Annotated in this window: 11 protein-coding genes and 2 pseudogenes; 4 read left to right on the top strand and 9 right to left on the bottom strand. The window is 55.1% G+C overall.

All coding sequences use genetic code 11. The annotated features are described in order from the left end of the window. Nucleotides 1–74 precede the first annotated feature (74 nt). Nucleotides 75–575, top strand: coding sequence for a GNAT family N-acetyltransferase (locus tag WG219_02600; GenBank protein ID WXL26397.1), 501 nt, complete (start codon nt 75–77; stop codon nt 573–575). A 355-nt stretch (nt 576–930) separates the two neighbouring features. On the opposite strand, the pseudogene WG219_02595 reads toward WG219_02600, so the two are convergent. Then, nucleotides 931–2,413 (bottom strand): annotated as a pseudogene (locus tag WG219_02595) (transposase). Between the two features lie 392 nt (nt 2,414–2,805). Further along, nucleotides 2,806–3,384 (bottom strand): annotated as a pseudogene (gene intI1, locus WG219_02590) (class 1 integron integrase IntI1). Between the two features lie 160 nt (nt 3,385–3,544). Here intI1 and WG219_02585 point away from each other — a divergent pair. Continuing rightward, entirely contained in the window at nt 3,545–4,096 is a 552-nt protein-coding gene (locus WG219_02585) for an AacA4 family aminoglycoside N(6')-acetyltransferase (protein WXL26396.1), read from the top strand. Nucleotides 4,097–4,369: 273 nt separating this feature from the next. Here the strand turns inward: WG219_02585 and WG219_02580 are convergent, their stop codons facing one another. From WG219_02580 to WG219_02565, 4 genes are all read right to left on the bottom strand, one after another. Next, complete coding sequence (locus tag WG219_02580) at nt 4,370–5,413, bottom strand: IS110 family transposase (GenBank protein ID WXL26395.1); 1,044 nt, start codon at nt 5,411–5,413, stop codon at nt 4,370–4,372. A 249-nt stretch (nt 5,414–5,662) separates the two neighbouring features. Further along, a complete protein-coding gene (locus WG219_02575) occupies nt 5,663–5,941 on the bottom strand; it encodes a hypothetical protein (GenBank protein ID WXL26394.1) in 279 nt (92 codons plus the stop codon). Nucleotides 5,942–6,164: 223 nt separating this feature from the next. Beyond that, nucleotides 6,165–6,347, bottom strand: a complete 183-nt coding sequence (locus WG219_02570; GenBank protein ID WXL26393.1) for an AlpA family phage regulatory protein — start codon at nt 6,345–6,347, stop codon at nt 6,165–6,167. A 242-nt stretch (nt 6,348–6,589) separates the two neighbouring features. After that, the gene (locus WG219_02565) at nt 6,590–8,053 is read right to left on the bottom strand and encodes an integrase (GenBank protein WXL26392.1); all 1,464 of its coding nucleotides are present in this window, start codon (nt 8,051–8,053) and stop codon (nt 6,590–6,592) included. Nucleotides 8,054–8,907: 854 nt separating this feature from the next. Between WG219_02565 and WG219_02560 the strand changes: the two genes are divergently transcribed. Continuing rightward, nucleotides 8,908–9,678, top strand: coding sequence for an NERD domain-containing protein (locus tag WG219_02560; GenBank protein WXL26391.1), 771 nt, complete (start codon nt 8,908–8,910; stop codon nt 9,676–9,678). A gap of 93 nt (nt 9,679–9,771) precedes the next feature. After that, nucleotides 9,772–13,668: a hypothetical protein gene (locus WG219_02555; GenBank protein WXL26390.1), complete on the top strand. Its 3,897-nt coding sequence runs from the start codon at nt 9,772–9,774 to the stop codon at nt 13,666–13,668. 145 nt (nt 13,669–13,813) lie between these two features. On the opposite strand, the gene WG219_02550 is transcribed toward WG219_02555, so the two are convergent. The 3 genes from WG219_02550 to dhaL all read right to left on the bottom strand — a co-directional run bounded on the left by WG219_02550 (nt 13,814) and on the right by dhaL (nt 17,670). Further along, the gene (locus WG219_02550) at nt 13,814–13,987 is read right to left on the bottom strand and encodes an AlpA family phage regulatory protein (protein ID WXL27925.1); all 174 of its coding nucleotides are present in this window, start codon (nt 13,985–13,987) and stop codon (nt 13,814–13,816) included. Nucleotides 13,988–14,239: 252 nt separating this feature from the next. Further along, nucleotides 14,240–15,709 (bottom strand): integrase, encoded by a 1,470-nt coding sequence (locus WG219_02545; GenBank protein ID WXL26389.1) that lies wholly within the window; start codon nt 15,707–15,709, stop codon nt 14,240–14,242. 251 nt (nt 15,710–15,960) lie between these two features. Beyond that, a complete protein-coding gene (gene dhaL, locus WG219_02540) occupies nt 15,961–17,670 on the bottom strand; it encodes a dihydroxyacetone kinase subunit DhaL (GenBank protein WXL26388.1) in 1,710 nt (569 codons plus the stop codon). Nucleotides 17,671–17,681: the final 11 nt, after the last annotated feature.

Raw genomic sequence — 17,681 nt, 5'->3', positions numbered from 1 at the left:
GGCGCAGACATGCTGGGCTCGTCAGGATCAAACTGCACTATGAGGCGGCGGTTCATACCGCGCCAGGGGAGCGAATGGACAGCGAGGAGCCTCCGAACGTTCGGGTCGCCTGCTCGGGTGATATCGACGAGGTTGTGCGGCTGATGCACGACGCTGCGGCGTGGATGTCCGCCAAGGGAACGCCCGCCTGGGACGTCGCGCGGATCGACCGGACATTCGCGGAGACCTTCGTCCTGAGATCCGAGCTCCTAGTCGCGAGTTGCAGCGACGGCATCGTCGGCTGTTGCACCTTGTCGGCCGAGGATCCCGAGTTCTGGCCCGACGCCCTCAAGGGGGAGGCCGCATATCTGCACAAGCTCGCGGTGCGACGGACACATGCGGGCCGGGGTGTCAGCTCCGCGCTGATCGAGGCTTGCCGCCATGCCGCGCGAACGCAGGGGTGCGCCAAGCTGCGGCTCGACTGCCACCCGAACCTGCGTGGCCTATACGAGCGGCTCGGATTCACCCACGTCGACACTTTCAATCCCGGCTGGGATCCAACCTTCATCGCAGAACGCCTAGAACTCGAAATCTAACGTCCGTTCGGGCATCGAGGTCCATGTCGGGGTGGGACGGGCCCGTGGCTTCAAGATCACTTGCAGTCCGACCGCGATGTCTTGGTTGCGCGAGAGGTTGTCGATATCCTCGCGTATAGGAAGTTCAAACGCCCTTTTCGGGCAGTCTGCTGGGTAGGCGGCGGTCGCGCAAGCCCCGTTTTGGGCACGGATCGGACGTCTGTGAGTGGGATTTCGGCATCGCGGGGCCACGCAGCGGCGTTGTCAGCAGCCATGCTTCGCTCATTCCCGACAGCGGGCCGAGCGCCGCCCTGCGGATCGTGGCCGCATCGGCTCGGATTCCGGTTTCGCCGTCGGCTGTGCAGCCGGCAGATCGTCACGCGGCTTGCACTGGCGGTGCGCGCGCTGCGGGCCTGTAGTGCGCTTCTTCCCGCGCGCCGTGCTTCACGAAGTGGCCAAGGATGGCGCGGATGGCGGCAGGTTCCTCGATGCTGGCGACGATCCGCACGGTGCCACCGCAGTGGACGCAGGCGGTGACGTCGATGGAAAAGACCCGCTTGAGGCGTTGCGCCCAGCTCATCTAACGGCGCTTCTCCTCGGGGCTGCGCGGCGCGTCGTTCGCGCTTGCGTCCGCCGGCTCCACAGCGGCGTCATGCCGCCTGCCGCGCCCCGATGGCGTCAACTGTGCGCGCAGGGCGGCGTTCGGGGCAAACACCCCGTGGAAGCGGGTCAGGTGGGCGCGCGGTGGCGGGACCAGCGCCGCCAGCTTGGCGATGAAATCCACCGGATCCCATTCCACATGCGTGGTGCCATTGCGCCACGGGGTCTTGAGCTGGTAACGCACCCTGCCCTGGAGCGCTATCGACAGCCGCTTCTCGCTGATCGCCGGGCGCGTGATGTAGCGGCACAGCTTTTCCAGCTTGTGGCTTTCGTGTGCTTCGGCCGCCACGCCGGCATGCAGTGAGAAGCCGCCGACCTTGCCGGCTTCGCCCTCCAGCGAACCGGCGTCACCGGGCAGCGTTTGCAGCGTGACGACCTTGCAGCCAGCGTCGCGGCCGGTGGCGATGCGGTAGGTGATCGAACTCATCCGCAGCCCATCCATGCTGTCGTCGCCTGCAGCGCTGTCTGCCAGGAAGGCCGATTCGCCCTCCCCTTCGAGCCAGCCTTTGCGCGTCAGGTGCCGACACACCCGGTGCGCGATGGTAGCTGCCAGCTGGGTCAACTGCGCGGTGGTGGGCGCACGGGCGCGGTGCAGGCGCAGTTCGCGCCGCGGCAGCTCGGTGGCTTCCACGTACACGCCGTCGAGCCACAGCATGTGGAAGTGGATGTTCAGGTTCAGCGCGCTGCCGAAACGCTGGATCAGCGTCACCGCGCCGCACTGGGCGCTGGCGCGGTCGATGCCGGCTTGATCGGCCAACCAGCCGGCGCTCACGCGCTGCACGATGCCCAGCACCGGGCCAATGGCTTCTGGCTTGCTGGCGAACAGGAAACGCAAGGGGTACGGAAAGCTCAGCACCCATTGCCGCACAGGCCGCGGGCCGAACACCTCCTCGACCAGGTGCCGCGCACTCTCAGCCATGCGTCGCGCGCCGCAACTCGGGCAGAACCCGCGCTTCTTGCAGGAGAAGGCCACCAGCCTCTGCACGGCAGTGCTCGCACACCACCCGCAGGAAGCCGTGCTCGAACACGCCGCAACGCAGGTAGGCATCGAACGCCTCGCGGACATACCCGGGCAGCGAGCGGCCCTCCGCTTCGATCCGTGCAATGAAGTCCGGGTAGTGCGCCTCTACCAACGCGTACAGCAGCGTGCGCTCGGGCGCGTGGCGCGCGTACCGCGAACCGGTGTGGGCGGACGGCAGTGGCGCGCATCCCGCGGCTTGCCGCCGGGATGTGGCGAGGCGCGGCACGCAGCGCTCCGGTGCGGGGACGGCTGCTCAGTGTTGCGCCTGTGTTCGCACGTTCGTATCGGTGCGTTCTGATCTTCGCGTCAGACATTGCCGCGGCGCGGGCACAACAAAAAGCCCGACATCGCTGCCGGGCTCCGGCCCCGTCCTTGGGGCCTTGATGTCGGGTCGTTGCCGGGATCGGACCGCGCTGGCGCGGTCCGGTTCCCTGACGACCGGGCCAACCGGAGCCAAGGCGTCCTGAGATAGCCCGGTCATCCAGCGCGCTTCCCTTACCCTCTCGAACAGCTTGCCCACGTCGCCGCCTCCTTGTGGGCAACGAGAGTGCGTCGGGGTGGCGCGTAGTAAGTTAGCTGCTCGCGCAGGCTGGGTGCCAAGCTCTCGGGTAACATCAAGGCCCGATCCTTGGAGCCCTTGCCCTCCCGCACGATGATCGTGCCGTGATCGAAATCCAGATCCTTGACCCGCAGTTGCAAACCCTCACTGATCCGCATGCCCGTTCCATACAGAAGCTGGGCGAACAAACGATGCTCGCCTTCCAGAAAACCGAGGATGCGAACCACTTCATCCGGGGTCAGCACCACCGGCAAGCGCCGCGACGGCCGAGGTCTTCCGATCTCCTGAAGCCAGGGCAGATCCGTGCACAGCACCTTGCCGTAGAAGAACAGCAAGGCCGCCAATGCCTGACGATGCGTGGAGACCGAAACCTTGCGCTCGTTCGCCAGCCAGGACAGAAATGCCTCGACTTCGCTGCTGCCCAAGGTTGCCGGGTGACGCACACCGTGGAAACGGATGAAGGCACGAACCCAGTGGACATAAGCCTGTTCGGTTCGTAAACTGTAATGCAAGTAGCGTATGCGCTCACGCAACTGGTCCAGAACCTTGACCGAACGCAGCGGTGGTAACGGCGCAGTGGCGGTTTTCATGGCTTGTTATGACTGTTTTTTGTACAGTCTATGCCTCGGGCATCCAAGCAGCAAGCGCGTTACGCCGTGGGTCGATGTTTGATGTTATGGAGCAGCAACGATGTTACGCAGCAGGGCAGTCGCCCTAAAACAAAGTTAGGCAGCACAGAGCGACCATTTCATGTCCGCGAGCACCCCCATAACTCTTCGCCTCATGACCGAGCGCGACCTGCCGATGCTCCATGATTGGCTCAACCGGCCGCACATCGTTGAGTGGTGGGGTGGTGACGAAGAGCGACCGACTCTTGATGAAGTGCTGGAACACTACCTGCCCAGAGCGATGGCGGAAGAGTCCGTAACACCGTACATCGCAATGCTGGGCGAGGAACCGATCGGCTATGCTCAGTCGTACGTCGCGCTCGGAAGCGGTGATGGCTGGTGGGAAGATGAAACTGATCCAGGAGTGCGAGGAATAGACCAGTCTCTGGCTGACCCGACACAGTTGAACAAAGGCCTAGGAACAAGGCTTGTCCGCGCTCTCGTTGAACTACTGTTCTCGGACCCCACCGTGACGAAGATTCAGACCGACCCGACTCCGAACAACCATCGAGCCATACGCTGCTATGAGAAGGCAGGATTCGTGCGGGAGAAGATCATCACCACGCCTGACGGGCCGGCGGTTTACATGGTTCAAACACGACAAGCCTTCGAGAGAAAGCGCGGTGTTGCCTAACAACTCATATATGGACTCTCCCCACAAGTAGTGAGCAAAGCATTGCTTTTGCACCTGTCGTCAGCGCGGTTGCATTCGTATATCCGGCCTGTTGTGGACTTTCTTGCCCTGGCCAATCTGTAGTTCGCGCAGCGGGGGCCAAGCGTTCAATCGATCACGCGGATCATGATTGTTATCGGCCTTATTCCGCTGCAGGACTCGCCTGTTCCGACAGTGCTGCTGTTCACCACAACCACCAGAAAACCATCTTGCCGTTCTGATTACCCCCCGCCGTCAGGCGGGCTTTGTGCTTTGCCAATTGCCATTGAAGCGCCGCTCATGGCACCACACGGCCCAGCAGATCCGCACCAGTTTGTTGGCCAGGGCTACCGCAGCCTTGTTGTGGCCGATGCGCGCCGCCGTTGCCACGGCCCAGCGTTGCAGTTGCGTCAGCTTTTCCGGGGTACGTGCCTGACAGCGTTGTGCAGCCAGCAAGGCTGCCCGTGAGCCATGGATTAGCAGGGTACGCACATAGACGTTGCCCTGTCGGCTGATGTGGCCGAGCTTGCGGCGCTCGCCACTGCTGAACTCGCGCGGGGTCATGCCCAGCCAGGCACTGAGCTGGCGACCACTGGCAAAGCGCTCGGGCCTGCCAACGGCGGCTGTCAGGGCACTGGCGGTCAGCAGCCCAATGCCGCTGACCTCATCCAGCTTGCGTACGATGTCATCGTCGGCATGCCAGCGTTTGAGCTGCTGCTCGCACTCGGCCATGCACTGCTCATACAGGTTGATTTCGGCCAGGACGATATGCAGCAGACGGCTCAGGGGCGCGAGCTCGGGCTGGTCAACCCGCTCGCTGGCGGCGCGGATGAAGGCGGCGGTCGAGGCGGGGGCCTCGATACCGGCTTCACGCAATAGACCGCGCAGCAGGTTGATCCGCTGGGTGCGGCTTTTCTTCCAGGTTTCCCGCAGCCCGTGCAACTGTTGCAGCTGTTGCTGGCTGTGGCTTTTCACCGGCACGGGATGAATATCGGTGCAGCGTGCCGCTTCGAGCATGGCGTCGCAGTCATTGCGGTCGGTCTTGTTGCGGCGGCGATAGGGCCGCACGTAGCGCGGATGCAGTAGCCTCACCTGATGCCCCAGGGCTTGCGCTACACGTCCCCAGTAGTGGGCCGTGCCACAGGCCTCCATCACCCACTCGACCGGCTCGGCCTGCTCCTGTATATATCGCCGGAACGCCTCCCGGTTCAGCCGCTTGCGCTGCACCACCTGGCCGGAACGGACACTCTCGGCAACTTGGTAAACGGACTTGGCCAGATCAACTGCAATGCGTTTCATATCGCCTCTCCCAATTTCAGCCACCACGATGCCTGGTATAGAAGGGTGGTGCGGGGGGAGTCCATTACAGCATTCAAGCCGACGCCGCTTCGCGGCGCGGCTTAATTCAGGTGTTAAATTGATATGGAAATCGAGTACGCATATAGCTTTTCGGAAAATGTCTTTTATGCGGGCATAGGAATGTTGCGCTTTTACTTTTGGCTCATTCCCTTGGCATTCGTCTACAGCTACCACAAGCGTAGAGGGTCTCTACTGAAGCTTTTCTGGGCTCTCCTGCTCATAGGCATGTAAGTTCGCATGGGCGATAAGGTCCGCCACCTGCGAGCGGCGCCTGGCAAGCACATCAAAAGCATCGTCATCCATTCTGGGGCGGCACCCGCTAAAAGACTCCAAGGCGGTGCAGGCCGACGTCACCCGCGCATACCGAGCCAGCTCTTCTGCATGCTGTTGCGCCACTAGCGGATGGCATTGCTGCGCAAGGCGCGAGGCCAGGCCCATAACCTCATCGTGAATGGGTCTACGAAACACTTGGTCCCCCTTGATACCCAGCGCTCAAATCAGGCAACGCCCGAATAGGCATGAACTAGATCTATGCAGAACGATGCTGGTGGTACCCAGCCTTTGATACTAATTCTGGCTCAAGCGGTCGACACATTATCTATCAGACCAGCACTGCTGAAACGATCATAGGATCAAAAGTCCTATGATCCTTTCAGGCAAAAAAATGCCGGTCATATGACCGGCCTCTTTACTATCTCGCTGCAGCTGCACTGGCTATCCAGTCGTCGACTTCGTGCTGAAGCCAGCGGCTTGCTCGGCCTATCTTCACCTGTCTCGGGAAGTCACCCTCTCGGATACGGCAGTAGATAGTTTTACGACTCAATCCGACTTTGCGGCTAACCGCATTGAAGTCCAGAAGGATCATCTCAGACATAACCCACCTCCCAGAAAGAGAGGCTGGTGGATTCATGTGGGCACTGCGGTGGTAATGCGTTCCTCATAGCTAACTGCTCTGCCGGATCATGCCTTCCAGGCATTAGTTCTACTTTTCCAATTCCGCTGCGCATCAAGTAGACAACGTCACAGCAGCAAACCTAGAGGCTCCGGATAACCTCACGCCTGTATATTTACACAGCAACCTAGGCCGCACAACAAAATACTTGACTTTCCTGGAACTTATCCTTTCTCGAACAAATCCAGCTGCTCAGCCTGATACTCATCCTCATCAGGACTATCGAGCAGGCGGCTAAGCGCGGCATCGAAAGCCTCCATGGTCGGGCGCATCTGAGGCAATTTCGCTTCGGGGTTATTGCGATAGTGCACCTCGACAACACCTGTTTGTCCGTGCGACTGCAACGCGTCGCTATCGAAATCCTTGATGCCGTGGCGCTGCATGAACTGTGTGCAGGTACGCCGGATATCACGCGGAGTAAATTTCGGCACGGGCTGGCCATCCAACTTGGCATGCTCAGTCGCAAACCACTCGGTCACCGCATGAGACAGGCTGGACGCGTGAATCGGCTTTTGTCCACCAACGCTCCAAGGGTATACGGCCCCTGGAGGCTGCAAGGCACGAACCTGTTCAAGTATCTGCAAAGCCCTGCTGCTCAAGGGAACGAAGTGAGCACGTTTTTTACTGCCACGCCCTTTGCTATCGATGATCTTCAAGTACTTCTTTTGAAAGTTGTAGCTGGTCCAAGGCTCACGGATAAACTGGAGGGGGCGCTGCCCTGCAGTAGCAAAAGCAAAGTGAAAGACACGCGCCATAATTGCACCAACCGAATCGACCTTGGTAATGGTGTGCCAAAATTGCTTCAGCTCCTTATCCGTCAGAGCGCGCTCGCCAGGCTTTGATGTGTTCGGGACAGTCACTGGATCAGCAGGATTCATCTGAAGCCCGTAGCTTTTATTACTGCTTCGGTCGATATGATGCTCAGCTTTTAAGCCAAAACTGAAAGCTGCAACGAGAAACGAACGAACCTTGCCAGTCTGACGCCCCGCACCTCTGTCCCAGATTGGTTTCAGCAGCAAATTAACATGCTCAGGCCTGACATCCTTAGCTTTCATAGCCATGACATTGAGCTTCTGCTCCTGACCATCGTCGGCCACGGACACTACTTTCTCGCCCTCCAGGTCGTTACGTAGCACGCGCTCAAACTCATCGAGCTGCTGGGCTGATACACCCGAGCGCCTACGATCTTCGATGTAATCCCGGAACAGCTCAGAAAAGGTGCCTTTTGCAGCCTCGATTTCAGCGAGACGTTGCTGCTCGTGCAGCTGGCGTTGGCGCTCAGCCTGCCGAGCCTCCTCCTCAGCAGCACACTTGGCTTGATAGGCCTTGATGTCGCCATGCTCTGCGGCAATCTTGGCGAGACGGACAGCTTGCTCGCGAATTTCAGTAAGGGAGAGACCTGGGCTCTTCAGCGTTTTCTTGAAGACACCTATCTTGACCTTCTGCCCACCCTCACCACGGCGGCGGTAGTAGGCCTCGACAGCTCCCGAGGTACGGCATTCGAACAAGATTGATCCGCTACCACGGCCTGGCAGCGAATCGGTCGCAGTCTGACCAGGCCGTAGCGCCTTCAGCTCCACATCCGTTACAAACTTCCTACTGCTCGTCTTGCCCGATGCCTCTGCCATTTTGCGTACCGTTTTGCGTACCGTTTCTTAGGGCATGACCGGCCACACCCAGAACCAAGGGGAAACACCTAACCCCTTGATTTCAGGATAACGCGCTAAATCGGCTTTTTTCGGGAGACGGCGGGAAACGACCAGAAACGTGCTTTTTACTGCCTCATAATCCTTTGGTCCACGGTTCGAGTCCGTGTGGGCCCACCAACTCCAAAGCCGCGCACTGCGCGGCTTTCGTGTTTCTGAAGCCTGACTTCAGCTGCCCCCACAAAAGGCACTAGTCAGCTATGTGTCCACATAACGTCCACACCCGAAGCTAATGCCCCGCTCAGCTGCCGTAGAACGCTTTGTCAAAGAGATTAGGCGTGTCGAGGCCATGCAGGGCATACCGTACCTTGAGCCCATATCCATCAACCTGCTACTGGAATGGACCGTTAGCCAGTAGCCGACATATTCAGCTCACATAATGAGCCGAATAGAGCCTCTCGCACCCTGGCTAAGACACGCTTTTAACGGATGCATCACAGCCGAGCAGATCAAAATGCTCTGGGCGTGCTAGATGGCAGTGAACACTGCTTTGAGGAAGGTACCAGCGCAGCCCAATTCCAGGCCGTGGCCAAGGTATCCAAAGCCACTGCTACCCGGCACCTGCGCGATCTAATGGAAAAAGGATGCCTCGTGCGCCTGCCCGGCGGCGGCCGCAGTACCGGTTATCAAATCAATAACTCAGCCACATCCAACAGCAATTCGGGCTAGTTCTCAACAAGCCGGAAAATTTAGAACGACACTACCAAAGCAGCCTTGTGCCATCACTGCGGACTTCGATAGTCTCCAAACAAGTCGGGATTATCGAAGGTCAGGACATGGATTTCACACCCATCATTGCGCAGGCCTGGAGCACATTGGGTTGGTTGATTCCTCTGATGCTGTTAATTGGCCTGCTCAAGTCAGCATGGGCTAAAGGCCATATGGGTGAACTGTTGGTTCGGCTGTTTGCTCATTGGCAGCTGGACAAGCAGACCTACCGGCGCCTGCACAATGTCACCCTGAACACGCCTGACGGCACCACACAAATCGACCACGTATTCCTCTCACGCTACGGTATCTTCGTGCTGGAAACGAAGAACATGACCGGCTGGATCTTCGGCAGCGAAAAACAGGCGCAGTGGACGCATAAGCTCTACAAACGCACCTTCAAATTCCAAAACCCGCTGCGACAGAACTACAAGCACCTTAAAGCGCTGGAAGCCACCCTTGGCGTAAAACCTGAATATCTGCATTCAGTCATCACCTTTGTCGGCGGCAGCACCTTCAAAACCAAAATGCCCGCTAACGTCACCGAAGGCATCGGTTTTATCCGCTATATCAAATCGTTCCAGCAGACCGTTTTCAGTAAGGCTGAAGTAGACGCCATGCTGCACGCACTGCAAACCGGCCGCCGCGCGCCGACCCTCGCGACACACCGCGAGCATGTGCAAAACCTGAAGCGCCGTAGCGATCCGACAGCCGAGCGGCAGTGCCCGAAATGCGGCAGTGCTCTCCTGATTCGTACTGTGAAGTCAGGCCAGAAAGCGGGGCAGAAGTTCTGGGGATGCTCGTCATACCCCAAATGCAGAGTAATGCAATACAAATAGAATACAGATCATAGTTAAAATATTGGCCGTGGCCCGAAGCTCATAACTCCTTAATGAACCGCCACATCCTTGAATAAAAAACCGGAAAACAACATGGCAAAAAAAATAATACTTGTCCACGGATTAGGCGGCACAGCCAATGAAACATGGGGGAAGTTCCCTCAACTCTTACAAGCGGACTTGGCCATAGATTTTGACATCATCACTTATGGATATGAATCCCCCGCACTTTGGAAAATACTTAAGCGAGCCCCAAGCATTTTAAATATTGCAAACGGTCTTCTCACAGACATCAGAGCTAGATGCGACATTGAGAACGACGAAATTATTATAGCAGCCCATAGCCTGGGTGGAATAATCGTAAAAAAAGTTCTCCTATTACTGGAAAACAAACAACTTCGGCACAAAATATCAAAGGTTTGTTTTTTTGACGTACCACACGACGGGTCCGGATATGCGAACGTAGGAAAGTACATAACATTCCGAAATAGACATTTAAAAAGTTTGACTCGCGACTCTAGCGAACTAGACGACTTGAATGACCAGTGGATCCACAGCGAACTAAACAACAAACTCGACATCATAAGCATAATTGCAGCAAATGATGATATTGTTTCCTCTTCTAGCGCTAAGAGCATTTTTAGAGAACACGCCGTTGAGACAATCAACGAAACAAATCATCTATCAATTGTAAAACCAGACAATACAAACTCAACGTCATACGTTGTATTTAGGAATTTTATTCTAAAAAAAAACACTGTCTCAAGGTATAAAACCCTAGCCTCTAGAGATCTGGAAGACTGGAAGAGCATCGAAAGAAACCATAGCTATCACTATGCAAGCGATGAAAGAAGAGCAAAAGACTTAGAGTCCTTAATTTCTGAACTAAGGGCAGACAAGACTGTAATAAGGCTAACTGGCGCATCAGGATTAGGAAAGACACGACTACTATTGGAGGCAATAGAGAAATCTGAAAAGATTGGCGACTCTAACGTTCTTGTTTTCAATGCCCCCGGTTACGATACAGAAATAAAACAATGTATTAGATCAATTGTTGAAGATCACGCTGACGGCCTTGCAATCATTGAGAACTGTAGCGTTGACTTGCATAACCAACTAGCAAAAGAAGTTAACAAAACAGACTGCTTAATTAAGCTAGTTACAATTGGCTACTCGAATGAACAAGTAGACGACTCGATTCAAATTCAGCTTTCACCGCTGTCCGACGACGCAATAAAGCAGGTACTTTCACCAATATTAATTGGAATGGTTCCGAGTGAAGTAGAGAGAGTTGCTAGATTTGCTCAGGGCTACCCATTAATGGCTACCCTTATCGCAGAGCAATACCAGAAAGAAGGCCGACTGCTTGGATCTATCGAAACAAACTCAGTTGTAAGAAAGCTGATTGAGGGCGATGGAGGCATAACACCTGAAGATAAATCCGTACTATCAGCATGCTCATTATTCGACGTATTCGGCACAACTGAAGGCACAGCACGTGAAGAAGCCAAATTCATTGCAGAGAATGTCGCCGGATCTGAACTGAGAGTATTCGACCGGGTAATCTCTACATTCACCAGACGGCAGATAATAAATCGCGCAGGAAGATACGCACGACTTGTTCCAAAGCCGCTGGCATTAACACTAGCGTCCGAGTGGTGGGAGCAGACGCCATACGAACGTCAAAAGCAATTAATTGACAACCTACCAAGCTCTTTAATAGAGAGTTTCTGCACTCAGGCAACATATCTTGATAGTCAGCCCAGCGTTCAGAGATTTTCTGATCGGCTATTCGGAGGCGAAAGCCCTTTTGTCAAAGCGGAGGAGTTGCTTACAGAGAAGGGTTCGAAACTCTTTCGCGCATTTGTTGAGGTGAACCCAGATTCTACAAGCACTGCGCTTTACCACATCTTGTCTGAGCGCACTGAAAAACAACTCCTAGCCATAGATGGTGAAACACGTCGAAACCTAATTTGGGCCTTGGAAAAGCTATGCTTCCACAGTTCAGTATTCGAAAAGTCTTCATGGTGCCTACTACTACTTGCATCTGCAGAAAATGAAAGTTGGAGCAACAATGCCACTGGCATGTTCTCCCAACTCTTCAGAGTCAATCTATCTGGAACACAAGCAAATCCTAAAATCCGATTTGACGTTCTGAAGCGTGCCATTAACCTTAATCAGATAGGCATTGATCTCATAGTTCTTGAGGCCTTAGAACAGGCTATCAACACTTATGGCGGATCACGATCTGTAGGCGCCGAATATCAAGGAACTAAAGCTCCGCTTGAAGAGTGGCAAGCCACCACCTGGAAGGAAGTATTTGATTTTTGGCAGCAAGCCACTGATTTTATACTGACCCTAATGGAGCGCGGCCAATCGCAAAAAGACAAGGCTCTTTCTATTATAGGCCATTCAATCAGAGGGCTTATTTCATTCCAGCGAATCGAAATGCTGGATGCAACCATAAAAAAAGTAATTTCTGTTAATGGCCGCTACTGGCCTGAAGCTTTAGACAGCATAAAAAGCACTCTTGAGTATGACTCAAACAACATCAGCAAAGATGCATCATCCAAACTAAACGACTGGCTGTCATTGCTGAACCCCTCCTCAGCTGAGCTCCCGGAAAAGCTAAAGATTCTGGTAACCAATCCACCATGGGAGCACCGCAAGGGCGATGACGGCCATTACATTGATGTTGCCGCAAAGAATGCAATGGCACTTGCTACAGAGCTATCTAAAAACATTGATGAGCTTCTACCATACATTGACTCACTACTAATTGGAGAGCAAAAACAATCCTTCTCTTTCGGATACCAATTGGCGCGCGACCTAGACGATATCAACAGCTTTCTTGATCTAACCTTAGCAATCTTATCCAGCCTAGAAAGAGCCAACCCGAGCTTGGTTTCCGGTATTTATAAAGGCCTATATGAGACCTCCCCCAAGGCGTGGGATAACTATTTAAACAAACTACTTGAAGATAAAAGCCTAACCATTTATTACGCTGAATTCATCCGCACGGGCGACATTCAAAAAAACCACCTGGACACGCTATTAACTCTAATTAGAAATGGAGAAATACCTGCAAGCTCAGCAAACCTACTGAGTTACGGAGGTGTCACTGAAAGAATCTCGCCCAATATCATGGCCGACTTCTGCATACATCTATCTAGACTCGGTGACCAAGCAAGCTGGCCAGCATTAAATGTCATCTACATGTATTACTTCAGCAACAATGACTGCATCGACACCATACGCAATGATCTCAAGACTCTGGTGCTTTCCGTGCCATTACATAGAGAGCAGCAACATACAGCCTCAGATCTGCACCACTGGCAAGATCTTGCTAAAAAAATACTAGTTCAGCGAGATCCGGAGTTTGCTGCCGCCCTTACTCTCCAGCTAATCGAGTCAAGCAAGCACGGCCTAAACCATGGGGACATTTGGTCTTATATAAAACCATTACTGCTAAAGCTAATGAAAGAATATCACGAGCAGCTATGGCCTATTTTTTCTGAAGCCATTATTCAGTCAGAGGGAATGGATACATATTGGCTGCAGCAACTATTAGACCGAGAGACCGGATTAGCGAGCAACTTACCAAGCGTTCTCTCAGTCATGCCTGTCGACAGCATCATTAACTGGTGCTCAGTTCAACCTAGCCTTGGCCCTATTTTTGTTGCCCGCTGCTTGAACATATTAGAAACAGTTGACGACAATCAAAGACCATCCGAACTTTTTATTGCTCTACTTGAAAATTTTGGAAATGACAGCCGCGTTGCAAGCGAGCTCAGTGCCAATATAGCAACTCGCGGTTGGTCCGGATCTCTTGTTCCCTACCTTGAATCGGACAAGGCGGCGCTATCCCCCTTGGTCGATCATGAAAGCGCTAATGTTCGAGAATGGGTTAAAAGCCACATTTCTCATATCGACCATCTAATAATTAAAGAATCTGAGCGCGATGAAGAGCATGGATTTGGACTTTACTAGCAACGAAGTGCCCCAGAATAACCATCTTTACCGGATGTCTAGGCTCTCACTTCTTGTGAAGCTCTTTAGCAAGCAATAACAACATAATTTTATAGTAATTTGATTCGTACAGGCATAAAAAAGCCGGTCATGTGACCGGCTTTTTCTATCTCGCTGCAGCTGCGCTTGCTATCCAATCGTCGACCTCATGCTGAAGCCACCGGCTTGCTCGACCTATTTTTACTTGCCTTGGGAAGCCACCCTCCCGGATACGGCAATAGATGGTCTTGCGGCTCAGGCCGACCTTCCGGCTAACGGCATTGAAATCTAGGAGAATCATCTCAGGCATAGCCCACCTCCGAAATCGAGGTGACAGCAAGGAGATGTGAGCGCAGCTGTAGTGATTTTTTCCTCATGGTGAACTACTCAGACGGATCGTGCCTTCAAGGCATTAGTTCTGCTTTTCCATTTCCGCAGCGCATCAAGCAGACAACGACACAGCGGCAAACCATGGGGCTCCGCTTAACCCCAACACCTGTATATTTTCACAGCCCCGGGAGGAGCGCAACAAAATACTTGACTTTTCAGAAAGTTATCCAATCTCAAACAAATCCAACTGTTCAGCTTGATGCACATCCTCCTCTTCACCGTCGAGCAGACAGCCCAGCGCAGCATCAAATGCATCCATAGTCAGTCGCATATCAGGAAGCTTGGCTTCTGGGTTGTTACGGTAGTGCTTAGCAACCACTCCTGTCTGACCATGTGATTGCAAGACATCGCTATCGAAGTTTTTGATGCCATTGCGCTGCATAAACTGCGTGCACGTTCGGCGAATATCCTTCGGGGTGAATTTAGGAACTGGGTGCCCACCCAATTGGGCATGCTCCGTCTCTAGCCACTCTGTAACTGCATGCGAAACACTAGACGAATGGATAGGACGCTTTCCATCGGTACTCCAAGGGTAGAGAGCCCCTTTGGGCTGTAAGGCCCGTACTTCGTCCAAAATTTGCAGTGCCCTATCGCTCAGTGGCACCCAGTGAGCACGAGGCTTACCTCCGCGACCTTTGCTGTCGATGACCTTCACATACTTTTCTTTCAGGTTGTAGCTGCTCCAAGGCTCACGAATGAACTGGAGAGGTCGCTGCCCCGCAGTAGCAAAAGCAAAGTGAAAAACACGCGCCATAATCGGGCCTACTGCCGTCCCCACCTGAGTGGTGGTCTTCCAAAACTGCTTAAGTTCCTCATCAGTCAATGCGCGCTCACCTGGCCTTGATGTATCTCGTACAGTCACTGGATCCGCAGGATTCATTTGCAGTCCGTAGCTTTTGTTACTGCTTCGCTCGATATCGTGCTCAGCCTTCAGGCCGAAATTGAATGCAGCCACAAGAAAGGAACGCACCTTCCGAGCCTGCCGTTGCGCCCCCCGCAGCCAAATTGGCTTTATGAGCAGATACACATAGTCTGGTCTCACATCCCTAGCCTTCATCGCCATGACATTGAGCTTCTGTTCCTGACCATCGTCGGCCACGGACACCACTTTTTCGCCTTCCAGATCGTTACGCAGCACGCGCTCAAACTCATTGAGTTGCTGGGCTGAAACACCGTTGCGCCTGCGATCCTCGATGTACTCTCGAAACAGCTCTGACAGAGTGCCTTTTGCAGCTTCGATTTCGGCGAGGCGCTGCTGCTCCAGCCGTTCACGCTCAAGCTCAGCCCGCTGTGCTTCTTCCTCAGCTGCACACTTAGCCAGATAGGCTTTGATATCACCGTGCTCAGCGGCAATCCTTGAGTAACCGGCAGCTAGCTCGCGCAGTTCGGCTAGAGAGAGCCCTGAGCTCTTAGGTGTCTTTTTATAGACCCCGAGCTTGACCAACTGATCCAGCCCATGATCCCGGGAGCGGTAGTAGGCCTCGACTGCGCCGGAGTCTCGACACTTGAAAAGCAGTGAACCACTGCTTCGGCCTGGTAAGGGATCAGTCGCGCTCTTACCTGGCTTCAAGGCTTTAATGGCAATATCCGTGAGATGCTTTCTCGCCGCTGTCTTGCCTGTAGTCCCCGTCATACGCCGCATCCTTGGTCACCACTTTGGTCACCGCTTCGAAGGTCATGCACGGCCATGACCAGAACCAAAGGGAAACACCTAACCCCTTGATTTCAGGATAACGCGCTAAATCGGCTTTTTTCGGGAGACGGCGGGAAACGACCAGAAACGTGCTTTTTACTGCCTCATAATCCTTTGGTCCACGGTTCGAGTCCGTGTGGGCCCACCACCTTCAAAGCCGCGCACTGCGCGGCTTTTTATTGCAGCTCAGATCAGGCGCTTAATGCTTCAACAATCGCCTGCGTCCAGATCGTCACCGCATAAGCACCTGGGTCGACATGGCCCAGCGCACGCTGGCCGATATAGGAGGAGCGGCCTTTCAGCGGCAGCATATCTTTAGTCGCCTCCGCGCCTTGAGCCGCTGCTGCATGAGTTGCTTTGGCAGCCTCAAAAGCCGACTTATCTACACCGGCCTCAAGTGCATCTGCCGCTGGTAGCAAGGCATCAAGCATGGTGCGGTCACCGACACCGGCGCCGCCCAGATGCACGATGCCGTCACAGCCCGCACGGAAGGCGGCGGCCCAGCTGGCAACCTGCGCAGGATTGGACGCATTGGCCAGACTCACTCCGGCGCGCAACACAAATACAGCGTACAGCGGGCCAGATGTACCGCCCAACACGCGGCGCAAAATGGCCGAAATCTGTTGCAGCGCCAGCCCCGGACGCTGGAAATCGAAGCTGCTCAGCGCCTCCTCAATCGCCCGCGAACCTCGGGCCAGGCTGATACCGATATCACCGTCACCCACCACGGAATCCAGCTCGGTGAGCTTTTGTTCCTGCTCACGCAGCGCACGGGTAATCGCACTGATCACACCCTTGAACCGGGCGGCCTGCTCAGCTGACCAGGCCGCGCCCTGAGCCGTACGCTCAGTGGCGGTAGTAATAGAGGCTTTACGCGTAAGGCCCTGGCTGGGTGTGGTCATGCCGCGCCAAGCGGTGGCCGATGTCGGCGACAGCAGACGCTGCAAGCGCACATCATCGCAACGCAACAGCGACAACGAGCAGCCCGCCATTTCCAGCGCAGTGAGGAAGGTACCGGTCATCACCGCCTCCACCTGCAAGCCGTGGGTGCTGCAACTGAGCAGGGCACGACGGGTGACGATATCCAGCTCCTGCGCAGCAGTGCCACCGAGGTTGTTCACCATCAGCGCCACCCGCTCACCAGCCACCAGACGGCCCTGTTCGAAGATGCGGTCCAGCAGTGCTTGCACCATCACATCAGCGCTTTGCAGGGTCTCGCGGCGCACGCCGCTTTCACCGTGAATGCCCAGCCCGTATTCAACTTCGTCCGCGCCCAGCTCAAAGCCCTGTTTGCCTGCCGCAGGCACCGTGCAACTGCTCAGGCCAAGGCCCATGCTGAACAGATCAGCAGCTGCCTGCTCGGCCTCGCGCTTAACTTCCGCCAGGGACAAGCCCGCCTTCGCTGCCGCACCGGCGACCTTATGCACAAACACCGTACCGGCAATCCCGCGTCGGCCTACGGCACGACCGGCATCCTCCAGCGCCACGTCATCCCCCACCACAACCACTTCAACCTTTACACCTTGGGTGCGGGCAATCTCGGCGGCCAGACCGAAGTTCAAGCGGTCACCGGTGTAGCTCTTGATGATCAGCAGCACACCAGCAGGCCCAGCGACGGTCATGATTGCACTGAGCACCGCATCCACACTCGGCGAGGTAAACACCGGCCCGGCGACGGCTGCGGTGAGCATGCCACTGCCCACGTAGCCTGCATGGGCGGGCTCGTGACCAGCACCACCACCTGAGATAATGGCGACTTTATTGGCGGCCTTCAGAGCCTCGTAATCCTGGCGGACAACAACATTCTCGCCCTCCAGTAATGCCAGCTCGTGATTGGCCAGGACGACGCCTTCCAGCATCTCCTCAACAACGGTGTTAGCTGCATTGATCAGTTTCTTCATGGCGCATTTCC

Source organism: Pseudomonas mendocina (genome assembly GCA_037482215.1).
In the GTDB taxonomy this organism is placed as follows: Bacteria; Pseudomonadota; Gammaproteobacteria; order Pseudomonadales; family Pseudomonadaceae; genus Aquipseudomonas; species Aquipseudomonas mendocina_E.
The sequence above is the reverse complement of the archived record's forward strand: the minus strand, read 5'-3'. Positions and strand labels throughout refer to the sequence as shown.